At 67.0% G+C, this 24,386-nt stretch carries 18 protein-coding genes and 1 tRNA gene; 12 read left to right on the top strand and 7 right to left on the bottom strand.

All coding sequences use genetic code 11. From position 1 onward, the window contains the following. The first annotated feature begins 100 nt into the window (after window positions 1-100). The 3 genes from D3654_RS16895 to D3654_RS16905 are packed head-to-tail and all read left to right on the top strand — an operon-like array spanning window position 101 to window position 3,242. On the top strand, window positions 101-931 hold the full coding sequence (locus D3654_RS16895) for a ribose-phosphate pyrophosphokinase (protein ID WP_120522621.1): 831 nt from the start codon (window positions 101-103) through the stop codon (window positions 929-931). After that, complete coding sequence (locus D3654_RS16900) at window positions 928-2,499, top strand: nicotinate phosphoribosyltransferase (protein ID WP_120522622.1); 1,572 nt, start codon at window positions 928-930, stop codon at window positions 2,497-2,499. The genes D3654_RS16895 and D3654_RS16900 overlap by 4 nt, the downstream gene beginning before the upstream one ends. A gap of 50 nt (window positions 2,500-2,549) precedes the next feature. Then, entirely contained in the window at window positions 2,550-3,242 is a 693-nt protein-coding gene (locus tag D3654_RS16905) for an NUDIX hydrolase (protein ID WP_120522623.1), read from the top strand. A gap of 54 nt (window positions 3,243-3,296) precedes the next feature. On the opposite strand, the gene D3654_RS16910 is transcribed toward D3654_RS16905, so the two are convergent. From D3654_RS16910 to D3654_RS16935, 6 genes are all read right to left on the bottom strand, one after another. Next, the gene (locus tag D3654_RS16910) at window positions 3,297-4,052 is read right to left on the bottom strand and encodes an SDR family NAD(P)-dependent oxidoreductase (RefSeq protein ID WP_120522624.1); all 756 of its coding nucleotides are present in this window, start codon (window positions 4,050-4,052) and stop codon (window positions 3,297-3,299) included. Window positions 4,053-4,092: 40 nt separating this feature from the next. Then, window positions 4,093-5,751, bottom strand: a complete 1,659-nt coding sequence (locus tag D3654_RS16915) for a D-apionate lactonase family protein (protein ID WP_120522625.1) — start codon at window positions 5,749-5,751, stop codon at window positions 4,093-4,095. A 2-nt stretch (window positions 5,752-5,753) separates the two neighbouring features. Continuing rightward, window positions 5,754-7,520 (bottom strand): DUF5605 domain-containing protein, encoded by a 1,767-nt coding sequence (locus D3654_RS16920; protein ID WP_120522626.1) that lies wholly within the window; start codon window positions 7,518-7,520, stop codon window positions 5,754-5,756. 40 nt (window positions 7,521-7,560) lie between these two features. After that, the gene (locus tag D3654_RS16925) at window positions 7,561-8,445 is read right to left on the bottom strand and encodes a carbohydrate ABC transporter permease (protein WP_120522627.1); all 885 of its coding nucleotides are present in this window, start codon (window positions 8,443-8,445) and stop codon (window positions 7,561-7,563) included. Then, entirely contained in the window at window positions 8,442-9,419 is a 978-nt protein-coding gene (locus tag D3654_RS16930) for a carbohydrate ABC transporter permease (protein ID WP_245413301.1), read from the bottom strand. Before D3654_RS16930 ends, D3654_RS16925 begins: the two co-directional genes overlap by 4 nt. Before the next feature lie 85 nt (window positions 9,420-9,504). Beyond that, window positions 9,505-10,773, bottom strand: a complete 1,269-nt coding sequence (locus D3654_RS16935; protein WP_120522628.1) for an ABC transporter substrate-binding protein — start codon at window positions 10,771-10,773, stop codon at window positions 9,505-9,507. Window positions 10,774-10,984: 211 nt separating this feature from the next. Here D3654_RS16935 and D3654_RS16940 point away from each other — a divergent pair, with 211 nt between their 5' ends. Then, window positions 10,985-12,019 (top strand): LacI family DNA-binding transcriptional regulator, encoded by a 1,035-nt coding sequence (locus tag D3654_RS16940; RefSeq protein ID WP_162943776.1) that lies wholly within the window; start codon window positions 10,985-10,987, stop codon window positions 12,017-12,019. Window positions 12,020-12,036: 17 nt separating this feature from the next. Here D3654_RS16940 and D3654_RS16945 read toward each other — a convergent pair whose 3' ends face one another. Continuing rightward, a complete protein-coding gene (locus D3654_RS16945; RefSeq protein WP_120522662.1) occupies window positions 12,037-12,780 on the bottom strand; it encodes a FadR/GntR family transcriptional regulator in 744 nt (247 codons plus the stop codon). 208 nt (window positions 12,781-12,988) lie between these two features. On the opposite strand from D3654_RS16945, the gene D3654_RS16950 reads away from it, so the two are divergent. The 8 genes from D3654_RS16950 (at window position 12,989) to D3654_RS16985 (ending at window position 24,384) form a co-directional block, all read left to right on the top strand. Beyond that, a complete protein-coding gene (locus D3654_RS16950) occupies window positions 12,989-14,356 on the top strand; it encodes an MFS transporter (RefSeq protein ID WP_120522630.1) in 1,368 nt (455 codons plus the stop codon). Window positions 14,357-14,477: 121 nt separating this feature from the next. Then, entirely contained in the window at window positions 14,478-16,220 is a 1,743-nt protein-coding gene (locus D3654_RS16955) for a dihydroxyacetone kinase family protein (RefSeq protein ID WP_120522631.1), read from the top strand. Then, on the top strand, window positions 16,217-16,687 hold the full coding sequence (locus D3654_RS16960; RefSeq protein WP_120522632.1) for a ribose-5-phosphate isomerase: 471 nt from the start codon (window positions 16,217-16,219) through the stop codon (window positions 16,685-16,687). Before D3654_RS16955 ends, D3654_RS16960 begins: the two co-directional genes overlap by 4 nt. Then, window positions 16,671-17,480, top strand: a complete 810-nt coding sequence (locus tag D3654_RS16965) for a triose-phosphate isomerase family protein (RefSeq protein WP_245413302.1) — start codon at window positions 16,671-16,673, stop codon at window positions 17,478-17,480. The genes D3654_RS16960 and D3654_RS16965 overlap by 17 nt, the downstream gene beginning before the upstream one ends. Next, the gene (locus tag D3654_RS16970; protein WP_120522634.1) at window positions 17,477-18,289 is read left to right on the top strand and encodes a sugar phosphate isomerase/epimerase family protein; all 813 of its coding nucleotides are present in this window, start codon (window positions 17,477-17,479) and stop codon (window positions 18,287-18,289) included. Before D3654_RS16965 ends, D3654_RS16970 begins: the two co-directional genes overlap by 4 nt. Before the next feature lies 1 nt (window position 18,290). Then, entirely contained in the window at window positions 18,291-19,151 is an 861-nt protein-coding gene (locus D3654_RS16975) for a phosphogluconate dehydrogenase C-terminal domain-containing protein (protein ID WP_120522635.1), read from the top strand. A gap of 126 nt (window positions 19,152-19,277) precedes the next feature. Then, window positions 19,278-19,348, top strand: a tRNA-Cys gene (locus tag D3654_RS16980). Between the two features lie 137 nt (window positions 19,349-19,485). Continuing rightward, window positions 19,486-24,384, top strand: a complete 4,899-nt coding sequence (locus D3654_RS16985; protein ID WP_120522663.1) for an NAD-glutamate dehydrogenase — start codon at window positions 19,486-19,488, stop codon at window positions 24,382-24,384. Window positions 24,385-24,386: the final 2 nt, after the last annotated feature.

A 24,386-nucleotide genomic window follows, 5' to 3' on the forward strand; every position in this document is an offset into this window, starting at 1 on the left:
GCCCCGCCTGGCGACTCTGCCAGGCGGGGCTTTTTGGCGTTATCCACAGGCACCGGAACATTATTCGTCACTTGACGATTATTTTGTTACCGTGGATCCCATGATCACGATGTTCTCGAAGTCCCGCCAAGGATGGGTCACCCACTCGCGGGCCACGGAGATGCGGTTCCCCGCCGGGGAGTGCCACATCAAGACTGACGCCACAGCGGAGGAAACCCCGCTCTACCTGTACCTCACCGGAACCGACGCCAACGACTACGTCACCGCGGGCATGTGGATCGACTACGCGCACGCGGCCGGCCACGAGGTCAAGGCCCTGATCCCCTACCTTCCCGGAGCCCGCCAGGACCGCGGAGTGCCGTTCGGCGCCAAGGTCTATGCACGGCTCATCAACGCCATGGACGCCGACGAGGTGGTCTGCTTCGACCCCCACTCCGAGGTCATGCCCGGCCTGGTGGAGAAGCTCCGGATCGTCGACTCGGACACCGTCATCGCCCAGGTCCTCCGCAAGCGCATCGGCGACTACGCAGGCGTCATCTGCCCCGACCAGGGAGCGCGCACCCGGACCGAAAAAACCGCGGCCACCCTCGGCCTGCCCGTCTACTACGCCAGCAAGCGCCGCGACTTCGCCACGGGCAAGCTGTCCGGATTCGAGTGCGAAGCCCTGCCGGACACCGGCAAGTTCCTGGTGGTCGACGACATCTGCGACGGCGGCGGGACCTTCCGCGGCCTCGCCGGCGCCACCGGGCTCGGCAAGGAACGGCTGGACCTCTGGGTCAGCCACGGCGTCTTCTCCGGCAACGCGGCGGCCTTGAACGAGCACTACGGCACCATCTTCACCACTGATTCCCACCCCGGCGCCGCCAACCCCGGGGTCGGCGCCCACGTCACACCTTTGATCCCGTACCTCCTGGAAGGCAGCACGCGATGACCACCACCACCTCAGCACGCATCACGGCCCCGGCAATCACCACACCGTCCATCACCGGCGCGCTGTTCGAAACCGACGCCTACAAGCTGGGCCACCGCGAGCTGTACCCCGAGGGCACCACCGGCATCCTGAGCAACTACACCAACCGCGGTTCCCGCATCGAGGGCGTCACCAAGGTGGTCCACTTCGGCCTGCAGGCCTTCCTCCAGTCGTACTGCACCGAGGCCTTCGCCCCGTTCTTTGCGGCGGACGAGGACGAGGCGGTCGCCGAGTACGAGGCAGTCCTCGAGTCGATCCTGGGCCCGAACCACATCGGCTCCGAACACATCCGGGCGCTGCACAGGGTGGGCTACCTGCCCCTGGTCTTCCGGGCCGTCCCGGAAGGCACCCGGGTTCCGCTGCGGGTACCGAGCTTCACCATCGAAAACACCCGGCCCGAGTTCTTCTGGCTGGTCAACTACATCGAAACCGTCCTCTCCGCCGCCGTCTGGCACCCGTCCACCACGGCGACCATCGCGGACCACTACCGCGGCATCCTGGACCAGGCAGCAGACACCACCGGCGTGGACCGGGCCGCGGTGAACTGGCAACTGCACGACTTCTCCTACCGCGGGATGTCCGGCACGGCCTCGGCTGCCGCCAGCGGCGCCGGGCACCTGCTGTCCTTCACCGGCAGCGATTCATTGGCCACGATCGACTGGGTCAACCGCTACTACCCCTCCAGCGCGGGCACGGAGAACGGCCTGGTCCTCGGCTCGGTCCCGGCCACCGAGCACTCCGTGATGTGCGCGGGCATCAGCGAATCCAGCGAACTGGAGACCTTCGAACGCATCCTGGACAAGCACCCGTCCGGCATCGTGTCGGTCGTCTCCGACACCTTCGACTTCTTCCAGGTGCTCAACGGCATCCTGCCGGTACTGAAGAACCGGATCATGGAACGGGACGGGAAGCTCGTGATCCGCCCCGATTCCGGTGACCCTGCGGACATCATCTGCGGGACCGCGTCACGGCCCGGTTTGGCAGACGCTGTTGCAGTCCCCGACGGCGGTGCCCGCACCATGGAAGGCGACCCCGAATACTTCGGTGCGGTGCAGTTGCTGTGGAACGTCTTCGGCGGAACCGTCAACGCCAAGGGATACAAGGTCCTGGACCGGCACATCGGGCTGATCTACGGCGACTCCATCACCATCGACCGGGCCAGGGACATCTGGACCCGGTTGGAAGCCTTGGGCTTTGCCTCCGAGAATGTGGTCTTCGGCGTCGGGTCCTACTCCTACCAATACGTCACCCGGGACACCTTCTCCTCGGCGGTCAAGGCCACCTGGGCAATGATCGACGGCGTCGGGCACAACCTGCTAAAGGACCCCGCGACGGACAACGGCACCAAGAAGTCCGCCACCGGCCGCCTCGCCGTGACCCGCGGCGACGACGGCGAACTGGTCCTCATCGAAAAGGCCACGCCTGAGCAGGAAGCCGCATCCCTGCTCCAGCCGGTCTGGGCGGACGGCGCGTTCACCACCCGCCAGTCCTTCGCCGATGTCCGCGCCGTCCTGGGCAACCTCGCCTGAGCGGTGGGCCAGGCTCGCGATCGTCCCGGGGCTCAGGGAAGAATTGGACCGTGAACTCCGGGACCGCGACCACTGAACTGCCCAAACAGCCGCTGGTCTCCATCGACACCGTGCCGCTGCTCGTCCGCGACGGGCGGCTGCACGTTGTCCTTGGCGAGCGCCTGTTCGAGCCGTTTATCGGGGAGGCCGCGTTGCCCGGCGTCCTCCTGCTGAGCGACGAGCGCATGCACGAGGCCGCACTGCGGGCCCTTGAGTCGAAAATCGGCGTGCGCCCGGCGGATGTCCTTGCGGTGAGCGGCGCCGGCGTTTTCGACAATCCGGACCGGGACCCGCGCGGGCCCACTATTTCGATCGTCCACACGGCCGTCCTCCGCCCGGGCCTGGCCCTTGCGGAGGACGGCGTGCACGCGGTTCCCCTGGAGCAGGCCACGCGGCTGCCGTTCGACCACGAGGCCATCATCCGCAGGACGGCCGGGACGGTCCTGGATACCCTGTGGCGGGACATTCCCCTGACCCGGGCCCTGCTAGGCGAAACCTTCAGCACGGCCGACGCGGCGCGCCGCGAACGTGAGCTGGCCGCCGCCGCCGGCCGGCCGGAACCGGATACGTCCAACCTTGGCAGGGCCTTCGCGAAAAGCCCCCTGCTGGCGAAGGCCGCCGCGGCTGCCACGCCGAGCGGGAAGGGCAAGCCGCCCGCCCTGTGGGCGTGGACGGAGGTTCCAGCCGTCCAAACAGAGCAGTGACAGCCCGACGTCGGGGGTCACCTGAGCCGGATCGGCGCCACCCGGCGCGGGCCGCTACAAGGCGGTCAGGCCGCCGTCGACGGTGAAGATCCCACCGGTGGCGTACGCGGCGTCGTCGCTCGCCAGGTAGACCATAATGCCTTCGACGTCGGCCGCCCGGCCGGGCCTGCGCAGCATGGTGGCGTCGACCAGGCCAGCCCGTTGTTCAGGGTTGTCGGCGATCGTCTGCACCAGCGGAGTTTCGGTGTATCCGGGCACCACGGTGTTGACCCGGATGCCCTCCGCGGCGTAGTCGGCGGCGACCACACGGGCCAGCCCGTGTACCCCGGCCTTTGAACTGGTGTAGGCCGTGAAGGTCTGGCCGCAGGCGACGACGGCGGTGGGGCTCCCGGTGCAGATGATCGATCCGCCGCGGCCGCTCAACGCGCGGACGGCGTGCTTGAGCGTCAGGAATGCGCCCCTCTGGTTGATGCGCACTGTCTTTTCCCAGACGTCGAGGTCGAGTTCGCCCACCCTGGCGTCCTGCCCGAACAGCTGGACTCCGGCGTTGGCCACGACCACGTCCAGGGGTGCTGTTTCGAGGGCCTTGGCGTAGGCGGCCTCAACGCTGGATTCGTCCGCGACGTCCATGAGCAGCGGGATGGCGGCATCGCTCCCGGTGTCCTTCGCCGCTGCTGCCGCCGCCTCGAAGTTGAGGTCCGCGAAAAAGACGGTGGCCCCTTCGGCGACAAACCGAGTGGCGACTGCCTTTCCGATGCCGGACGCAGCGCCCGTTACGAGGGCGGTCTTGGCTGGGAGACGGTGGGACATGGAAGGAATTCCTCTCGGGGGTTGAAGTTCGGTGAAAGTATCAGGGCAACTGCACGGCCACGGTCTGCCATGCGGACAGGTCGAGGTCCAGGGTTGTGCCATCCGGAGCAGCCACGCGGACCGGGACGGGCAGGGGGGTCAGGTTGGCCACGTGGGCCACGAGGCCGTGGCCCCGGCCCTGCCGCACCGGATACACCGCCAGCCCGCTGTCCGGGCCGGTTTCGGCGGCCAGGACCTCCGCGCCGCTGAGTTCCGCGAGCTGCTGGAGGAGCAGTCCGGCCGGGAAGCCGACCTCCGCGACAGTGGCGTAACTGACGGAAGCGATTCCGGGAACGCTCAGGGCGGCGACGCTTCCGAGGAGCCAGGCCGCAGCGAACTCACCCTCGCCGAGGGGATCCGGGGCAGTCGGCTCGCCGTCGGCCGCGGCCTCGATGGCCACGGCGTTGAACCTGGGCGCCAGCATCACGGGACCGACATGCACGGGACGGCCCTCCGCAATGCGCAGCGCCTCGGCCGCGGTAAGGGTCTGCATGGGCAGGGTCTCCACGATGGAAGCCGGCTCCACCGCGTGCATCTTAGGCGTGATCGAGTAGCTAATGCCTGCGGCAACCGCCAAGGCGCTTTCCCGGTTCCGGTTCAGCTCCGTGAAATGGCTGCGCGCTCCGGCCACGAACTCCCCGGCAAAACCCAGCTCCTTGGCTTCCCGGACCAGCGCATACCAGAGCGCCGGCAGCGTCACGTGGCTGCCGCCGTCGTACACGCCCAGGCGATCCACGCGCCCAAGCGGCAGCGAACGCAGCACCTCAACCACCTCCCCGGGCGAACCGGCCACGATCCTGGCATCCAGGCTGGTCCCCAGGGACCCGGCGAGCGCGACGGCTTCGGCCGCTGAGATGGTCGCTGCCGCTGCGCTTGGCCGGACGGCGACCTCAACGAGCAAGGGGCCGAACCCCCGGGGCAGGGACCCCGCGTTGACGGCGGAAGTCCCTGCCGAGGTGCCCAACTGCGGCACGGTTGCCGTGACCTCGTCGCGGATGCGGACGATGCGCCTGGCGCTCAGCCGGATGCTTTGGCGCACCTCGTCGCCGGGGGCGTGCGCCACCGGGAAGGGCCTGGACAGCGGCGTGCTGTACGTCTTGAACGAGGCGTCGGTCCAGTTGCGCTGGTCCTCGGTCTCGAAGACCTCGCCGTCAAAGTCGAGCCGGAACGCCGTGCCGTCCCGTTCCCAGTCCATCGCCGCGATGTCCATGAACGGCTGGTGCGGACTGATGCTGCGGGGAAAGGCGCCGGCGGTGGAACTGCCATCGGGTGAGGTAACGGTCAGCTGCCGCCCGGCGTCGTCGGGCCGGTGCAGCACCACCAGCCCGATGCGGTTGGACGAGAAGTCCTCCATGGCGGTCCCGTGGAAGGTGATGGTGACGGCGGCCGCGTCGAAGAGCAGCGTTGCGGTGCCCTTGTAGCGCGAGGGATCGTTGTGCCATACGGTCTCAAGGACGAGCCTCAGGCCCTCCGGGGTCTCCTCGCTCGCCGCGGACACCATTTCGGGTGCGAGGGTGAGCCAGTTGTGGTCCCGCACCACCGCCCGCAACCCGCGCAGCACCGGCCTGCCGAGGTAGCGGATGTCGGCCAGTTCCTCGCCCCGGAGTTCGGCTGACCACGGCCCGTGGTGGAGGTACCGGGTTGCGGACGGTGTGTGCATGTCTACTCCCCGGCCACCGCAACGGCGCGCAGCCGCAGCGCGATGTACTGGCGCCCCGGCAGCTCGACGCGGAAGCGGCCTGAGTAGGTGCCCGGCAGGGTTTCGACGGTCATGTTCCAGGTGTCGATGACGTCGATCTCGAAGGTCACGTCCTGGGGTTTCACGAAGCGCCGGTACGTGGGCTGGAAGAAGCCGAAGTAAATGAGCTCGTACTCGTTCTCCAAGCCGGCACTGACCACGTCCCAGTGGCCGGGAAGGGGTTCGAACCGGCCGCCGGGGGCTTCTTCCTGGATGCGGCGCAGGAAGCCGATCCGGTCCGGGCTGGTTCCCTTGAACGATCCGCCCTTGGCCCACCACAGCACGTCCTCCGGGTCCATGTAGGTTTCGCCGTGGCCCACGTAGCCGCCGCGGATGGCGCCTTCCCAGAAGCGGCGGGTCATTTCCTCGCCGGTGATGTTGCCCCAGCCCTGGTCGATGTTGCCCTCGTAGGCGCATTCGTCGATGACCACCGGCTTGCCGTACTGCCCGCGCCATTCGGTGGTCATCTCGGCGGTCTTGTAGATGTCCCGGCGCTGGATGCTGCAGTGGGTCACCCACGGGCGGCTGTGGTCGTAGAACTCACGGCAGTTGTGGATGGACAGCAGGTGCGCGTTGGGGTCGTTGGCGGTCACGATGTCCGCGAAGCGTTCCCAATCCTCGGTGGACTTCTCGAACATGAGGTCGTACTCGTTGGCCAGCGACCACCAGATGTTCCGCTTGGACGCGAGCCTGGCGACGGCGTACTTCACGAAGAGGTCGTCCTGGTCCTGGCTCATGGTGGAGAAGCCCCAACGGTCGTAGGCGTGGAAGAGGATCAGGTCCGCCTCGATGCCGAGTTCCTCGAGCTGGTCGATCCGCCGTTCCAGGTGGGCCCAGAATGCGGGGTTGGGGCGCAGGTAGTCGAAGCCCGCGTTCGGCGATCCTTCGTAGGGGTAGAGCTCCGGCTCGTTTTCGTTGAACAGGTAGGACTTGGGGAAGACGCACATGCGCATCTTGTTGAAGGGTCCCTTGGCGAGGGTGGCCAGCGTTTCTTCCTCCAGGGCGTCGCCCTGATGGGTCCACACGTACGAGGTGGTGCCGACCGGCAGGTACGGCGTGCCGTCGTCGTACGCGAAATGGAACTGCTCGGCCACCCGGACGACCCCGCGGGAGACTGCCTGGCCGGCGTCGAACGTCCCGGTGATCGCGTTCAGCGAGCGGGCGTTGCTGGCCGTGGTGAAGGTCCAGGTTCCCTCCTCCGGAACCAGCAGGCGGATGCGGTAGCTGCCGCCGCCGTCGTAAAAGCCCGGGACGGTGAGCTTGGCGCCGCTGCCGCTGCGGAATTCGGCGGAAAGCTCGACGTCGGTGAACGGGTTTCCGTGCTCCGGCCCCTGGAGCTCGATTTCGAAGGGTGCCCACTTGGCGGTCTCCGCCGGGAAACTCACCTTCGCGCTGCCCTCCCGGGTGCTTTCGGCTTCATAGTCCGGTTCGGGGCGGGAGACGTTCGACGGCGGCACGGCCGGCGCGTGCGACGGTTCGATCGCGGTGAGCCGGGCCAGAATTTCGGCCCGGCGGGCGTCGTCGCCCCGGAGCCGTTCTTCCGTGCTCAGGATCAGCCCGAGGGGGTAGTGGTACAGGGTGTGCAGGATGGGGTTGGCCGCAAGTTCCGGAATCTCTGCGGAGATGATTTCGTGCGCAGAAGGGTCGCGCATGACGTCGAACAAGGGCGTCGTCGGAGTGAAGGTAGGCATCTGTTCCTCTCTGGTACTGCAATGGATCGTGTAGGGGTGCTCAGCCCTTGACGGCGCCCGTGAACATGCCCTGGACGAAATAGCGCTGGAACAGCAGGTAGATGATCAGGACCGGGAGGATGGACATGATCGTGAAAGCGTTCAGGGGTCCGTACGAACTGGTGAACTGGGACTGGAAGGACTGGATGGCTAGCGGAACGGTCTGCGACGCCTTGTTCTGCAGGATCACCAGCGCGATGGCGTATTCGTTCCAGGTGGCCACGAAGTCCAGGATGAACAAGGCGGCCAAGGCCGGCTTGGACAGCGGCAGGATGAACTGCAGGAAGAGGCGGAGGTTGCCGCCGCCGTCCACGCGGACGCTCTCGTCAATTTCCTTGGGCACCTGGGTGAAGAAGCCGTGCAGGATGAAAACCTGCATGGGCAGGCCGAAGCCGATGTACGGGAGGATGACCCCGAGCGGGTTGTTCAGCAGGCCCATGTCGAGGATGGTCTTGAACAGCGGGCCGAGGGCCACCTGGATGGGAACCATGGAACCGAGGGCGAAGGCCCCGAGGATCAGGGTGTCGTACTTGAACCGGATCCGGGAGAGTGCGAAGGCCGCTGCTGCGGCGATGAAGAGACCCACCGGCACCTTGACCAGGGCGATGAGGAGGCTGTTGCCGCCGGCTGTCATCAGGTTGCCGGTTGCCAGGGCCTCAGCATAGTTCTGCCACTCCGGTGCTCCGGGAATGGCGAACGATGAGGTGGAGAAGATGTCGGCTTCGCTCTTGATGGACGTCAGGAACACGAAGACCATGGGCATGGCCCAGATGACCATGACGATTGCCAGGGCGATCCAGAGCCCGATGCGGACGTAGTCGCGGGGGTTCTTGGGTGCTTGGACCCTGCTGCGGGATCGGGTACGGGGCAGTGTTGCGGTGCTCATCGGTGGTCGTCAGCTCCTTTGGTGGACCAGATCAGGTAAGGAACCACGAGGATGAGGGTGACCACCAGCAGCACCGTTGCCACCGCGTTGCCGAGGCCGAAATCGTGGTTGAGGAAGGACTGGGTGTAGGACCAGAGGGCCAGGACCTGCGAGGACTGGGCCGGGCCTCCGCCCGTCATGCCGACGATCAGGTCGAACACCTTGATGGAGTGCACGATCGTGAGGACCATGACGATGACGACGGTGGGGCGCAGGGCCGGCAGGGTAACGTTCCGGAACACCTGCCAGTTGTTGGCACCATCGAGGCGGGCCGATTCGACAAGTTCCTTGGACACGCCCTGCAGACCTGCCAGGAAGAGCACCATGTTCAGGCCGGCGATCTGCCAGACGAACGCAGCGAACACCGCGTAGATGGCCACCTTGGGGTCGCTGAGGAAGGTCACTCCCGATCCGTCGCCGATGTGGAGAGTCTTGGAGATCTCGCTGAAGACGCCGTAGTTGGGGTTGTACATCCACCGCCACATGTTGGCCACGGCGATGGGTGCGAGGACGCCCGGAATGTAGAAGACCGAACGGAAGAGGTTCCGGCCTACCAACGGCTGATTCAGGGCCAATGCCATGACCAGGCCGAGGCTGGTGGGAATGATGATGGACAGGACCACCCAGATGACCGTGTTCTGGACGGAGGTCCAGAAGACCGGGTCCTGGGTGAAGAGCCGGACGTAGTTCTTGAAGCCGACGAACACCTGGGGATCGGTGTTGTAGCCGGACCACTGGTAGAGGCTGAGCCGGACGGCGCTGATCATCGGTGCGATGACAAAGACGACGTATGCTGCCAGGGCCGGTGCGAGGAACGGCAGGGAGGCGATGAAGCCGCCCTTGCCGATCCGCTGGACCAGATTCTTCTTCTGGTGTGGACGGCTTCGCGGCGCCGGCGGCTGGGCGGTGAAGCGCGTATCTGTGAGCTTTGTCAAGGGATTTCGCCTTTGATCTCTTGTCGATGAGTTGGCGGGTGCGGCCGCCGGAAGGAATGCGGGCGGCCGCACCCGGGAGGCCGTATTACTGGCTGGATTCCAGGAACTTCTGCATGTCGGCGCCTGCCTGCTGGGGGTCCAGGCCGCCGGTGGCGACGAGGTTCTGGATCCGCCAGTATTCGCGGGTCTGCGACTGGTTGAAGTTCTGGTCGTTGTTCATGTACAGGCCCTTGGCGTCCTTGAAGATGCCGTCCCAGTCCTTGGTCAGCTGCGTGGCCTTTGCCGCGTCCGCCTTGACGTCCTTGTTGACGGACTGGACGGCGAACAGGCCCAGGGTCTCCTGCTGGACTGCCTTGGAGGTGAAGTAGTCCAGGAACTTGGCTGCGGCGTCCTTGTTCTTGCTGTCCTTGGTGATGTACTGGGCCTGCTCGAAGCCGTAGAGGCGGCTGGTGCCGGTGGGCAGGCTGAAGACTCCGACGTCGGCCAGGTTCATCTTCTGGTCTTCGATGCTGGCGTTGAACCAGTCGCCCTCCAATGCCATGGCTGCCTTGCCGCCAAAGAACAGCGCGGAGGATTCGTCATTGTTGATTCCGATGAAGCCCGGGTTGAAGTAGTCCTTGGACCACGTCTGGAGCTCGGTGAAGGAGTCAGTGACGCACTGTTCCTGGCCCCAGTCGGCCTGCTTGGTGACCAGTTTGTCGAACGTCTCCGAGCCGCATTTTCCTTCGAGGAAGGTGTCCAGGAGGCGCATGACGTGCCAGTTGACGGTGCCGCCGAACTGGATGGGGGTGATGCCGGCGTCCTTGAGTTTCTTCGCGGCGGCGCCGAGTTCGTCCAAGGTCTTCGGCGTTTCGGTGATACCGGCCTGCGCGAAGAGCTTCTTGTTGTAGTAGAGGGCCTCGCCGTTCAGCTTCCACGGAACACCGTGGTAGCCGCCGTACTGCTTGACCGGGGCAAGTGCCGCGTCGGAGAAGCGCTCGTCCCACTTGTACTGCTTGTAGTACTCGGTGAGGTCCGCGCTGGCGTTGGCCTTGACCAGCTCGCCCCCGAGGCCCGGCCCGGCCCAGTAGTCGTAGATGTCGGGGGCCGCGGAGGTTCCGATTGCGGTGCGGAGCGAGTCCTTGTGGGCGTCCACGGCGCGCGGAGTCCGTTTGACCTTGATGCCTGGATTGTCCTTTTCGAAGTCGGCAATGATCTTGTCGACCGCTGCGTTGGCCGCCGGGGCCGTCAGGTTGATGGTCCACCACTCCAAGGTGGTGGTTCCGCTGCCGGCGGCGTTGGACCCGCCACCGCTGCATCCTGCGAGAAGTGCTACCGCGGCGACGGCGGCAGCCGCCTTTGCGAACAAACGCATCTTCGCGTCCTTTCGTCGTTTGTTGGGTGAGGGTGCCTTCATCACGGGAGCTGCGGCGTCGTCCGGAGGACGCCTCCAATGTGATCTGGCCCATAACGAGTATGTGGGTTTACGATAACTTACGTCAACCGGTTGACCAATTATTGGGAAAAGTTCTTCGGCGGGTGATCGTAAACTTGCAGTGGACACCGTCCGGGAAGGGGGCCGCTCCGTGGCAGCAAAGGCGAGGGTATCGCGCCCCAGCATGGCCGACGTCGGCAAGCGGGCGAACGTCTCCGCGCAGACTGTGTCGCGCTACTTCACGGGGGTCGGCTATGTTGGCGCCGAAACCCGCGAGCGGATAGCGGCAGCCATCGAAGAACTAGGCTACGTGCCGAACCAGTCCGCCCGCACGCTTCGCACCAGCAGGACCAATTCAGTAGGGGTCCTCGCCATCGGCGCCTTCAATTACGGGAGCGCCAGCGTCCTCACCGGCCTGGGGCTGGCGGCCCGCGAGGCCGATGTCACGCTGACCATCGCCCAGCTGGATCTCGACTTCGAAGCCAAGGGCTGGGAACCCGAAGCCCGGCGGGCTCTGAGCCACTTCAAATCGGTCCAGGTGGACGGGGTAGTGGTTTCCACGCCGCTGCCCGGCGTGGACAGGCTCCTCCAGGACTGGGATCAGTCGACGCCGTTGATCACGGTGTCCGAGCTCCCCTCCTCGGACGAAGGCACCGCGGGCACACACTCCTACGCCGCCGGCCACGAAGCGACCCTCCACCTCATCGGGCTGGGACACCGCGAGATCCTGCACGTGGCCGGCCCCGTCACCCGGAACGAAGCCCTCGAGCGCGAGCGCGGCTACCGGGCCGCCATGGAAGGCGCAGGCCTCAGCCCCCACGTCCTCCACGCCGCCACGGACTGGTCCTCAGTGTCGGGTTTCCAGGCCGGAGAACTCGCCGACCCCGCCACCTTCACGGCCGTTTTCGCCAGCAACGACGAGATCGCCCTCGGCTTCCTGAGTGCCATGGAGCGGCGCGGCGTCCGCGCGCCCGGGGACTTTTCGATCGTGGGGGTCGACGACATGCCCGCGGCCGCCTACTTCTCGCCGCCCCTGACCACCATGCGCCTCGATTTCCGGGCCCTCGGCATGGCAACGTTCAAAATGCTCCACCACCAGATCGTCACCGGCGAGCGCGGCCAGCATTACGTCGTGGAGCCCGAACTCGTGCTCCGCGAATCGACGGCACCGCCCGCGCGTACCTAAGCGCTACTGGGCTGTCCTTACTGCGCGGCGTCGAAGCCGGCGAGCAGCCGCTTTGAGGCGGTCTCCATGTGTGAACGCATGGTCTTGGAAACCGCGCCGGAATCCCGCGCCTTGAGCGCTTCGTAGATGGCGGTGTGTTCCTTCAGCGCTGCCTCGGCGTGGCCTTCGTCGGTCAGCGCCCGGTCCACCCAGATGCGCAGCAGCGAACGGATGCTCTGAAGGAGTTCCTCGAGGACCATATTCCCCGAGGCCGCGGCGATCTCCCGATGGAACGCGGCATCCGCCTCGACAAAGACCGCCAGGTTGTCCAGGTTCTTTTCCATCAGGGCCAGGTCCGCGCGCATGCGCTCCAACGCCTCGTCCGTGACGCGAAGCGCCGCCAGCTCGACAGCCTGGATCTCAAGGCCGCTGCGCAACTCGACCAGCTCGCGGGTCCTGGGCTCCCCCAGCATGAGTCCCCAGCTGAGCGTGCGCGGCAAAAGTTCGGAGACGCCGTCGCGCAGGTAGGTCCCTGATCCGGGTCGCACGATGACGATGCCCAGTATTTCCAGGGCTGCCAGTGCCTCGCGCACTGCCGAGCGCCCGACGCCGAGCGAGGCCGCCAACTGGCGTTCCGCCGGGAGGCGGGTTCCAGGGGCGATGTCTCCGCTCGTGAAGTAGGCCAGGAGCCGTTCCGCCACTTCGGACACGACGGAGCCCTGCTCCATGGGGGCAAGAGCTGCCGTCATGTGGGCCGCGGCTGCGGCGGAATTCGCTGACACCCTCACAGCGTAGCAACCGGATGACCAATTTTGCGGTCCCGCCGTGCGGTCCGGAATCAAACTCATCAACCGGTTGACCAATTTAGATTCCAAGCCTATGGTTTAAATCACAAGCTTCGCCATCGCCCCCTCCCAAGCGGCGATGCCACGAGTCAGCCCGGCGCATCCAGTGCAGGATCCGCAGGGACCCCAACATCTAGGAGTCAATGTGGACACCACACAATCGGTGGTTGAGAAATCCGCGATCAGGAAAGTGGCGATCCGGCTGGTGCCGTTCGTCGCCCTGATGTTCTTCATCAACTACTTGGACCGCACGGCCATCTCCTTCGCCGGCCCCAACGGCATGAACACCGACCTCGCGCTCTCCGCGGCGCAATTCGGCTTCGCGTCCGGCGTCTTCTTCATCGGTTACATCCTGTTGGAAGTTCCCAGCAACCTGGCCCTCCACAAGTTCGGGGCACGCCGCTGGCTGGCCCGCATCATGGTCAGCTGGGGCATCGTGTCCCTGCTGTTCACCTGGGTGGGCAACGTTGAGCAGCTCTACATCCTGCGCTTCATTCTGGGTGTGGCCGAAGCCGGCTTCTTCCCGGGCGCCATCCTCTTCCTGAGCCTCTGGGTGCCGTCCAAGCACCGCAGCAAGATCCTGGCCCTCTTCTACCTGGCACAGCCGCTGACCACCGTGATCGGCGCTCCCCTCGCCGGTGCACTCATCCAGCAGCACGGCGTCTTCTTCGGCCTCGAAGGCTGGCGCTTCATGTTCTTCGGCGTGGCAGTCCCCGCCATCGTGATCGGCGTCATCGCCTGGTTCTACCTGGCAGACAACCCGGCCAAGGCCAAGTGGCTCACTGCCGAGGAAAAGACCTGGCTCACCGGCGCCCTGGAGAAGGAAAAGAACGCCACCACCGCCAGCAACAAGCACGTCAGCGTCCGCACGGTGTTCGGCAATGGCCGCGTCTGGATGCTCTCCCTGATCTACTTCGGCTTCATCTACGGCCTGTATGCCCTAGGCTTCTTCCTGCCGACCATCATCGCCGGCTTCGAAGGCCTCTACGGCGCCAAGTTCGATGTCTTCCAGAAGGGCCTGATCACCGCCATCCCGTACCTGCCGGCGGCCTTCGCCCTGTACTTCTGGTCCAAGGACGCCACCAAGCGCGGCGTCAAGACCTGGCACATCGCGCTCCCGGCCCTCGTGGGCGGCCTCAGCATCCCGCTGGCGCTGTTCGCCGGCTCCCCCGCGGCGACCATCGCGGTCATCACCATCACGGCCATGTCGATCTTCGCGGCCCTGCCCAACTTCTGGACCGTTCCCACCCAGTTCCTCACCGGCGCAGCAGCCGCGGCAGGCATCGCCCTCATCAACACCGTGGGCAACCTGGCCGGTTTCAGCGCCGGCTACATCACGGGCTGGCTCAAGGACTGGACCGGCAACTACACGGTTCCCATGTTCGTAGTGGGCGGCTTCATGTTGCTCTCCTCGATCCTCATGGTGGTCCTCAGCCGCCGCGGCAAGGCAAGCGAAGGCACCCCGGCCGAGGCCCTTGACCCCGCTGGCGCCGGTCACCACGCCGAACCGTAACCCCGTTCCGCCCAACTAACTCGCAGTTGTTGTCGTTTTGAACGCCCATAACGACAACAACTGCCAGTCAGTTGGGTCCCCGCCCCCCCATTTCCAGACCAAGAGCTCCAGGAGCCTCCGCATGACCCGCTTGTTCAACGAACCCGCAGCCTTCGCCGACGAGATGATCGAAGGATTCGTCGCCTCGCACGGCCGCTGGGTACGGCGCGTCTCCGGCGGCGTCGCCCGCAGCACGAAGAGCATCCCGGACACGGTGGCGCTGGTGATCGGCGGCGGCTCCGGTCACTACCCCGCGTTCGCCGGCCTCGTGGGCCAGGGCCTGGCCCACGGCGCCGCGATGGGAAACCTCTTCGCTTCCCCCTCCGCGCAGCAGGTCTACAACGTGGCCAAAGCTGCTTCCAACGGCGGCGGCGTGCTGCTGGGCTACGGGAACTACGCCGGGGACGTCCTGCATTTCACCCAGGCCCAGGACAAGCTCCGCGCCGAGGGCATCGATTGCCGCAGCATCGCCGTGACGGACGACATCTCCTCCGCACCGCTGGCCGAGAAGCACAAGCGGCGCGGCATCGCCGGCGACCTGACCGTGTTCAAGGTGGCCGCAGCGGCCGCCGAAGCCGGCTACTCCCTGGACGCCGTCGTCGGGATCGCTGAACGCGCCAACGACCGGACCCGCTCCTTCGGCGTCGCGTTCACCGGCTGCACCCTGCCGGGCGCCCCGGAGCCGCTGTTCACCGTCCCGGCGGGTCGGATGGCCGTGGGCATGGGCATCCACGGCGAGCCGGGCATCGCCGAAACGGACATCCCGACGGCGGACGAGCTCGCCGAACTGCTGGTCAAGGACCTCCTGGCGGAGGTCCCCGAGGGCCTGTCCGTGGAGGGCGCCCGCGTTGTCCCGATCCTCAACGGGCTGGGTTCGGTGAAGTACGAGGAACTCTTCGTGGTCTACCGCCGGGTGGCGCAGCTGCTGGCCGAGGCCGGGATCGAGGCCGTGGACCCGCAGGTAGGCGAGCTCGTCACCAGCTTTGACATGGCCGGCACCTCCCTCACCCTGTTCTGGCTGGATGCCGAACTCGAGGAACTCTGGCTGGCTCCCGCCGACGCCCCGGCTTTCCGGCGCGGCGCCGTCACCGCCCAGGCGCTCGACGCCGACGAACTCGCCGCCGGCGCGGAACAGGAAGCGGTCATCCCGGACGCCTCGGACGAATCCCGGGCCGCGGCCCCCGCCGTGCTGGCCGCTCTGGACGCCGCGAAGGCCGTGATCGACGCGAACGTGGCCGAGCTGGGACGGATCGACGCGATCGCCGGCGACGGCGACCATGGCATCGGCATGGAACGCGGAGTCCACGCCGCAGCAGCAGCCGCTGCGGACGCCGTCGAACGTGGCGCAGGTGCCGGGACCACCCTGTTCCTGGCCGCGGACGCCTGGGCCGACAAGGCCGGCGGCACCTCCGGTGCGCTGTGGGGCATGGCCCTGCGCGCCGTCGGGCAGGCAGTGGGCGACACGGAGGCCCCGAACGCCGCCGCAGTGGCTGCGGGCGTGGCCGAGGCCAAGCGCTCCATCATGGACTTCGGCCGGGCCAAGGTGGGCGATAAGACCCTCGTTGACGTGCTGTCCCCGTTCAGCGACGCCCTCACCGCCGCCGTCCAGGGCGGGGCCTCCCTCCGCGAATCCTGGGGCGCCGCCGCGGCCGTCGCCGAACAGGCCGCCGAAGCCACCGCAAACCTGCTGCCCGTCATGGGCCGCGCCCGCCCGCACGCCGAAAAGAGCCTCGGAACGCCCGACGCCGGAGCCGTCTCGATGGCGCTGATCGTCCGGGCCATCCACAACACCCTCGTAGAGAACACTGTTAAGGAGAACGCATGAGCGCCAAACTGCGCCTGGTCATCGGATCGGACGACGCCGGATTCGAATACAAGGAAGCCCTCAAGGCCGACCTCGAAGCCAACCCCCTGGTGGAATCAGTGACCGACGTCGGAGTGGACGCCACCTCCCACACCCCCTACCCGTCCGTGGCGATCGCCGCCGCTGAGCTGATCGCCGCCGGCAAGGCCGACCGTGCCCTCCTGGTCTGCGGCACCGGCCTGGGCGTGGCGATCGCGGCGAACAAGGTCCCGGGCATCCGCGCCGTCACTGCCCATGACTCCTTCTCCGTGGAACGGTCCGTCCTGTCCAACAACGCCCAGGTGCTCACCATGGGCCAGCGCGTGGTCGGCCTGGAACTGGCCCGCCGCCTGGCCAAGGAATGGCTCACGTACACCTTCGACGAAACCTCTGCCTCGGCCGGGAAAGTCACGCTGATTAAGGACTACGAGGGTGTCACGTCCTGCTAAGCCCCAGGGCCCCGGCGCGGTGATCGGCGTCAGCCTGAAGATGTACTTCGGCTACCAGCGTTCGGTGGACTACTGCCGCGAGGTCGCAACCATCGCACTGAAGCATCCGGCGGTCGCCAGCGGCGACATCGAGGTGTTCGTCCTGCCGGTCCTGCCTGCCCTGCCCGAAGCGGCCCGGATCCTGGGCGCGGCCGGCGTGGGCACCGGGGCGCAGGACATCTTCTGGGAAGACGAAGGCGCCTACACCGGCGAAGTCGGCGGCACCACCGTCGCTGAGCTGGGTGGGCGGTATGTGGAAGTCGGCCACGCGGAGCGCCGCCGCATCTTCGGCGAGGACGACCGGATCATCGGGCTCAAGACTGCCGCGGCCTACCGCAACGGCCTCACCCCGGTCCTCTGCGTCGGCGAACTCACCGCCGGCTCCCCCGAGGAAGCCATTGCCCAGTGCACCGCGGAGATCGACGCCGCCCTCAACCGCGCGGCAACGCTCGGCCCCGTCGGCCGGACCATCGTGGCCTACGAGCCGCAGTGGGCCATCGGGGCACCCGAGCCGGCCACACCGGATTACATCAGCGCCGTGGTCCGCGGCCTCGACGAGCACCTGCGCTCCCTGCCGGGACAGGAAGACAGCCGGGTCATCTACGGCGGCAGCGCCGGACCGGGCCTCATCACGGAACTGGACACCGCCGTCGCCGGCTTGTTCCTGGGCCGCTTCGCGCACGACCCCGCCGCGCTGAAGGCCATCCTGGACGAAACCGCCGCACGGCTGGCCGCGAAGCAGGTGGCAGCATGAGCCGGGTCGGCCAAAGCAGGATCGGGCTCAGCAGCTACGCGTTCTTCTGGCAGCTCTCGGACCAGGTCAGCGAACCGCTGAGCATCCACGATGCCCTGCGGAAAGCGGCAGGGCTAGGCGTGGACCTGTTCCAGATCTGCGACTACGCACCGCTGGAAGGAATGGACGACGCCGGCCTCGCCGCCGTCCGCGCGACGGCCGACGAACTGGGGATCACCCTGGAAGTCGGGACGAAGGGCATCCGTCCGGAACACCTGCGCCGCTTCCTGCACATCGCACAGGTCCTGGGTTCGGACATCCTCCGAACCATGTTCAACGTCCCCGGCCACACCCCGGACAACGAGGAAGCCACCGCCATCTTCACCGAGGTTCTTCCCGCGTTCGAGGCAGCCGGGGTGCGGATCGCCGTCGAAACCTATGAACAGGTCCCCACGGAACGGATCCTCGCGGTGGTGAAGCAGGTCAACAGTCCGTACCTCGGAATCTGCAGCGACCCTGCCAACACGGTCGCTGCGCTGGAGATGCCGCGTGAGGTGATTGACGCCGTCGGGCCTTATGTCCTGAACATGCACATCAAAGACTTTGCGTTCAGCCGCAAGCAGGGATGGGTCGGGTTCACGTACTCGGGCGCACCCCTGGGCGAAGGCCTTCTCGACTACGACTACATGGTCGAAAAGATCCAGCCCAAAACCAGAAACATCAACCAAATCGTCGAGCACTGGCTGCCCTGGCAGGACTCCGAAGCGGAGACCATCCGCCTCGAAAACCAGTGGACCCAACAAAGCCTCGATTTCCTAAGGAGCAAGTGAAATGTCAGCAGAAACTTTGACCGTCGCCGTCATCGGAGCCGGAGGCAAGATGGGGATGCGCGTTTCCCGGAACCTCCAGAAGTCCAACCACACCGTCTTCTACAGCGAGAACTCCCCCGCCGGCCAGGAGCGCGTCCAGGCCGAAGGCCGCGACATCACCGCCACCGACGACGCCGTGAAGGGCGCCGACGTCGTGATCCTCGCCGTCCCGGACACCGTCCTGGGCGTCGTCTCCGAAGGCGTGGTCCCGCAGATGAAGTCCGGCGCGATCCTCCTGACCCTTGACCCTGCCGCCGCCTACGCCGGCCTGCTGGCCAAGCGCGACGACGTGGTGCAGGCCGTCGCCCACCCGTGCCACCCGTCCGTGTTCCTGGAGCGCACCACCAAGGAAGAATGGGCCGACACCTTCGGCGGCGAAGGCGCACCGCAGAACGTAGTAGCAGCCATCGATGACGACGCCCCCACCGCAACCCGCGACGCAGCCGAAGCCGTCATCCGCACCATCTACGCACCCGTCATCGACGTGCACTGGGTCACCGTCTACCAGCTCGCCGTCCTGGAACCCACCCTGGTGGAGACCGTGGCCTGCATGATCGGCACCCTGCTCAACGAAGCCCTCCACGAGACCGTCCACACCGTGGGCGTCCCCGAGGAAGCCGCCAAGGCCATGCTGTTCGGCCACGTGCAGATCGCCCTCACCAACGCCCTGCGCGGTTCCAACCCGTTCTCCGAGGCCTGCGAAATCGCCATCCAGTACGGCAAGGACACCATCATCAAGGACGACTGGAAGAAGATCTTCGACGACTCCGAACTGGACAACGTCATCGCCAAGATGCTGAAACTGGACGCCGTCAAGCGCTAGCTCCACCGCGTCACACGGCGCAAAGCAAGGCAACATCGGGACATTCCGGGCAACCCGGCGTCGCGCTTCGAAAGGCGGCGAAAACAATGTTGGCCGGGCCCCACGGGCCTGCCTAGTCTCGATGCACGTGGTGTACCCAAGAGGCCAGGGAGCTGCCTGCAAAGCAGCGCACGCGGGTTCGAATCCCGCCACCACGTCTCAGGCGTCGCAGCGGCAACGCCCCCATTCCGGAAGCCTTTACCGCCGCCCCGGCGCCAGCCATCATGAGATGAGGCGCAAGGACTTCGCCGACCGCAAGCACGGCCGCTCCTTTGCGCGTCGGAGGCGCAGCGACATGGCATCCAGGATCGAGCCGGCGGACGGATTCCTGACCGACTACTACGAGCATGTCGCCGACGACGACGTCCGCAACTACACCCCGGAAACCCTGCTGGAGCGGGCCCGCTACCACCGCTCCCTGGCCGAACACCGCGAGCCCGGGCAGACGGTCATCGGGGTCCTGAACGAGACCGACGCGAGCCTCGTCGCCATCGTCACGGACGACTTGCCGTACCTGCTCCCCTCCGCCACCGCCGAAATCGCGCGCGACGCCGCGGCCATCCGGCTGCTCGTGCACCCGGTGTTCAGCGTCGTCCGCGACCCGGCCACGCACCGCCTGGCCGAGGTCCGCCGGGGACCTCACCGCAAGGGGCTGCCGGCCGGCGTCGAACCTTCCGTTCCGCCCGCCGGGCCGGAGGCCGCGGAAGAAGACGACGACGGCGGCCACCTCACCGAAGCATGGGTGGCGATCGAGATCCCCCGGCTCGCGGACGAACAGCGGGCAGAGCAGCTCACGCAAAGGCTGCACGCCGTCATCGAGGACGTCCGCGCCGCCGCTGAAGACTCGGCCGCCATCCACGAAGAACTGGCCGGCGAGATCCGCCGGCTGGACGGCGTGCCGGACGGCCGGGAGGCGCAGGAGCTGCTGCATTGGCTGAACGACGGCAACTTCATCTTCCTCGGCTACAGCGGGAAGCGCGGCCTTGGGCTGCTCCGGAAGGTACCTGCCGGCGGGCCCGTGACCACGATTGGCAGTCCCACATCCGACGCCGGCCAGGGCCGTGCCGGCGTCCTCACCCTTACGAAGTCCGCCCTCCGCTCCACCGTGCTGCGCCGCGCCTACCTCGACGAAATCAGCCTGGCCGCGGCTGACGGCGACGGGACGGGCTGTACCTTCGTGGGCCTCTTCTCCCCCGGCTCGGCGGCGCGCTCCGCCCTCGACATCCCGGTCATCAGGGACACCGTGGCGGAGGTGCTGCGGGGCGTCGGCTTTCCGCCCGCATCGCACCACGGCAAGGAACTGCTGTCCGTCATCGAGGCGTACCCGCGCGACGAGCTTTTCCACATCGACGCCGCACAGCTGGCGGCGCACGCCCGGGACATCCTGCGCCTCCAGGACCTGCACAGCACCCGCCTGTTCCTTCGTCCGGATTCGTATGGCCGGTTCATGACCGCGCTGGTGTTCCTGCCCCGCGACCGCTACAGCACCGCGGTGCGGCTGAACATCGAGCGTGAACTGCGGGAGGCTTTCGGATCCGAGGCCATCGAGTTCGAACTCCGCCTGGGGGAATCGGCGATGGCCCGGGTCTTCTTCCGGATCCTGCTGCCGGACGCCGGCAGCCCCGGCGCGAGCGCCGGTACAACAGCCTCCGGCGCCGCTCCGGCCCTCATCGACTCCGCAGCCCTCGAGCAGCGGATCATCGCCGCCACCCGCTCCTGGGCGCAAGGCCTGGACGAGGCGCTGCAGGCGCGGTTCCCCGCGGGCGAGGCCTCGCGGCTTTCGCAGCTCTGGGCCGCAGCCTTCCCGGCCAGCTACAAGGCCGACTACGAGGTCGAGGACGCCGTGGGGGACATCGCGAAGTTCGAGAGCTTCCCGCCCGACGACGGGGAAACACCGGACCCTTTGCTGACCGTATACCGGCGCGCGGGAACGGCGGTGCTGTCCGAGGATGCGCGGATCCGGCTCTACACCACCAGGCCGCAGAGCCTCACCGAAATCCTGCCGTTCTTCCACAACCTCGGCCTCAAGGTGCTGGACCAGCGGCCGTTCGCCGTGCTGCGCGCCGACGGCCGGCAGTTCTTCCTGTACGACCTCGGGCTCAAGTATCCGCGCGGGGTGGACCCCCTGGCCACGGGCGACCTCCTGGCGGGCTCGTTCTCCGCGGCCATGCGCGGCGATTCGGAGTCGGACGCCTTCGACGCGCTGGTCCTCCGGGAAGGCCTCGGATGGCGCCGGACCGCCATCCTGCGCGCCTACGCGAAGTACCTCCGGCAGCTCGGCAGCACCAACTCCTACGGCTTCATCGCGGATACCCTCCGGGAGAACTCCAAGGCAACGCACGCGCTGCTTGACCTGTTCGAGGCAAAGTTCGATCCCGACACCTTCGCCCCGGACCTGTTCGAGCCCGAACTCATCCACCCCGGACCGGCAGGCGGAGACGTGTTCGAGGGGGACGTGTTCGAGGGGCATGACAGCGAGTTCAGCCACCGCACCCAGGCCGTGCACGCAGCCCGCACGAAACTGGCCAAAGCCATCGACGCCGTCCCGGGCCTGGACGCGGACCGCCTGCTGCGCTCCCTGGCCAGCCTGGTGGACGCCACGCTGCGCACCAACTTCTACCTGGGCAAGCCGTACATGAGCTTCAAGCTCAGCCCCGCCGGCATCCCCGCCGCCCCGGAACCCCGGCCGAAGTTCGAAATCTGGGTCTACTCGCCGCGCGTGGAAGGCGTGCACCTGCGGTTCGGCGCGATAGCCCGCGGCGGCCTGCGCTGGTCGGACCGGCGCGAGGACTTCCGCACCGAAGTGCTGGGGCTGGTGAAGGCCCAGACGGTCAAGAACGCCGTGATCGTCCCCACCGGGGCCAAGGGCGGATTCTTCCCCAAGCGCCTGCCGGACCCGGCCGAAGACCGCGCGGCCTGGCTGGCCGAGGGCCAGGAAAGCTACCGGACGTTCGTCCGCGGCCTGTTGGACCTCACGGACAACCTCCTGCCGGACGCCGACGGCGGCAACGGCAGTGTGGTGCCGCCGCCCCGGGTGGTGAGGCACGACGGCGACGACTACTACCTCGTGGTCGCCGCGGACAAGGGGACGGCCGCGTTCTCCGACATCGCCAACGCTCTCGCCGCAGAGTACGGATTCTGGCTCGGCGACGCCTTCGCTTCCGGCGGCTCGGTGGGCTACGACCACAAGCAGATGGGCATCACCGCCCGCGGCGCGTGGGAGTCCGTGCGGCACCATTTCAAGGAACTGATGATCGACTCCGGAAGCGAGGACTTCACGGTGGTGGGCATCGGCGACATGAGCGGCGACGTCTTCGGCAACGGCATGCTCCTCTCCCGCCACATCAAGCTCGTGGCGGCGTTCGACCACAGGCACATCTTCCTGGATCCGAGCCCGGACCCGGCCGTCTCCTACGCCGAACGGCAACGGCTCTTCAAGCTCCCCCGTTCCTCGTGGGCCGACTACAAGGCCAAGAAGCTCAGCCCCGGCGGGGGCGTGTTCTCCCGCGCGGAGAAGTCGATCCCCCTCACCGAGGAGGTCCGGCTCGCCTTGGGCCTGGAGGAAGGCACCGCGGCGATGAGCCCGCCCGATCTTCTCCGCGCCGTCCTCATGGCCCCGGTGGACCTCCTCTACAACGGCGGCATCGGCACCTACATCAAGGCGTCCGCGGAGTCCCACACCGACGTCGGGGACAAGTCCAACGACGCCATCCGGATCGACGCCGCACAGCTCCGCTGCCATATCGTCGCCGAAGGCGGCAACCTCGGCATCACGCAGCGGGGCCGGGTGGAGGCGGCCCTGGCCGGGATCCTGGTGAACTCCGACGCGATCGACAACTCCGCCGGCGTCGACTGCTCGGACCACGAGGTCAACATCAAGGTCTTCCTGGACCGGATGATTTCCGCCGGCAGGATGTCCGTGGCCGAACGGACCGGGTTCCTTCATTCGCTGGAGGACGAGGTGGGCCGCCTCGTGCTGAAAACCAACCACGACCAGAACACGCTCCTCCTCAACGACAAGCAGCTGGCCCTTGAATGGAGCCCCAGCTTCGAGCGGACCATGGACTGGCTGGAGGGCGCCACGGACCTGGACCGCGGCCTCGAATGCCTGCCCAGCAACGAGGAACTCAGGGAACGCGTCGTCCAAACCGGCAAAGGACTGACGACGCCGGAACTCGCCGTACTGGCGGCCTACGCCAAGATCGAACTCGCCCGCGAACTCACCGAGGGCGGCCTCTCCGACGATCCCTGGTTTTCACAGACCCTCCAGGACTACTTCCCGCGGCAGGTCACCGAACGGTTCGGCGAACACCTCTCGACCCACCCGTTGATGCGCCAGATCGTGGCCACCGTGGTGGCGAACGACATGATCAACATGGGCGGCACCGCGTTCGCCTTCCGCGCCATGGAGGAGACCACGGTGTCCGCGACGGCGGTTGCCCGCGGGTTCGTGGTCATGCGGCAGATCTGGGACTTCGACGCGATCACGGACGCCATCGCCCAGCTGCCGGCCGGCCTGGCGAGCGAGCACGGCGCCGCCGTCGCCCTCGACATGCGCCGGCTCCTGGACCGCTCCGTCCGCTGGTACGTGACCCACGACTTCCGGGACAAGCCGGTGGCCGATGCGCTGGCCCGCCTCGAAGGGCCGATGTCGCTGCTGCGGGCCAGTTTCACGGGTTTCCTGCACGGCATCAACCTCGCCCATTCGCTGAAACGGCTGGCACACACGGATTCGGTGGGCGTGCCGCACGAGCTGGGGATCCGGGCCTCGGAAATCCTGGTCAGCTACGGCCTGCTGGACATCACGGCCATCGCCGAGGAACTGCAGGAACCGGCCGAGGCCGTGGCAGAGGTCTACTTCGCCGTGTTCGAGCGCATCTCGGCCATCCCCCTGCTGGAGCACATCACCATGCTGCCGCGAGCAACGCACTGGGAGTCCTTGGCCCGGGCCGCACTGCGGGACGACATGTACCTGGTGCTGGCGGACATGACCAAGGCGGTGGTGCGGCACACCTCCCGGTCCACGACGTCGGCCGCCGATCCGGTGGAGCGGATCACCGATTGGGAGCGCGGGAACATCGAGCAGCTGTCCCGGATCCAGGAGACCATCCAGGAAGCCATCAAGCCCGGACCGGTGGACATCGCGGCCCTTTCCGTGGCCGTGAAACTGCTGCGGGCCATGGTCCGCCGCTGAGA

The organism is Arthrobacter celericrescens (assembly GCF_003614925.1).
GTDB classification, from domain to species: domain Bacteria; phylum Actinomycetota; class Actinomycetes; order Actinomycetales; family Micrococcaceae; genus Arthrobacter; species Arthrobacter celericrescens.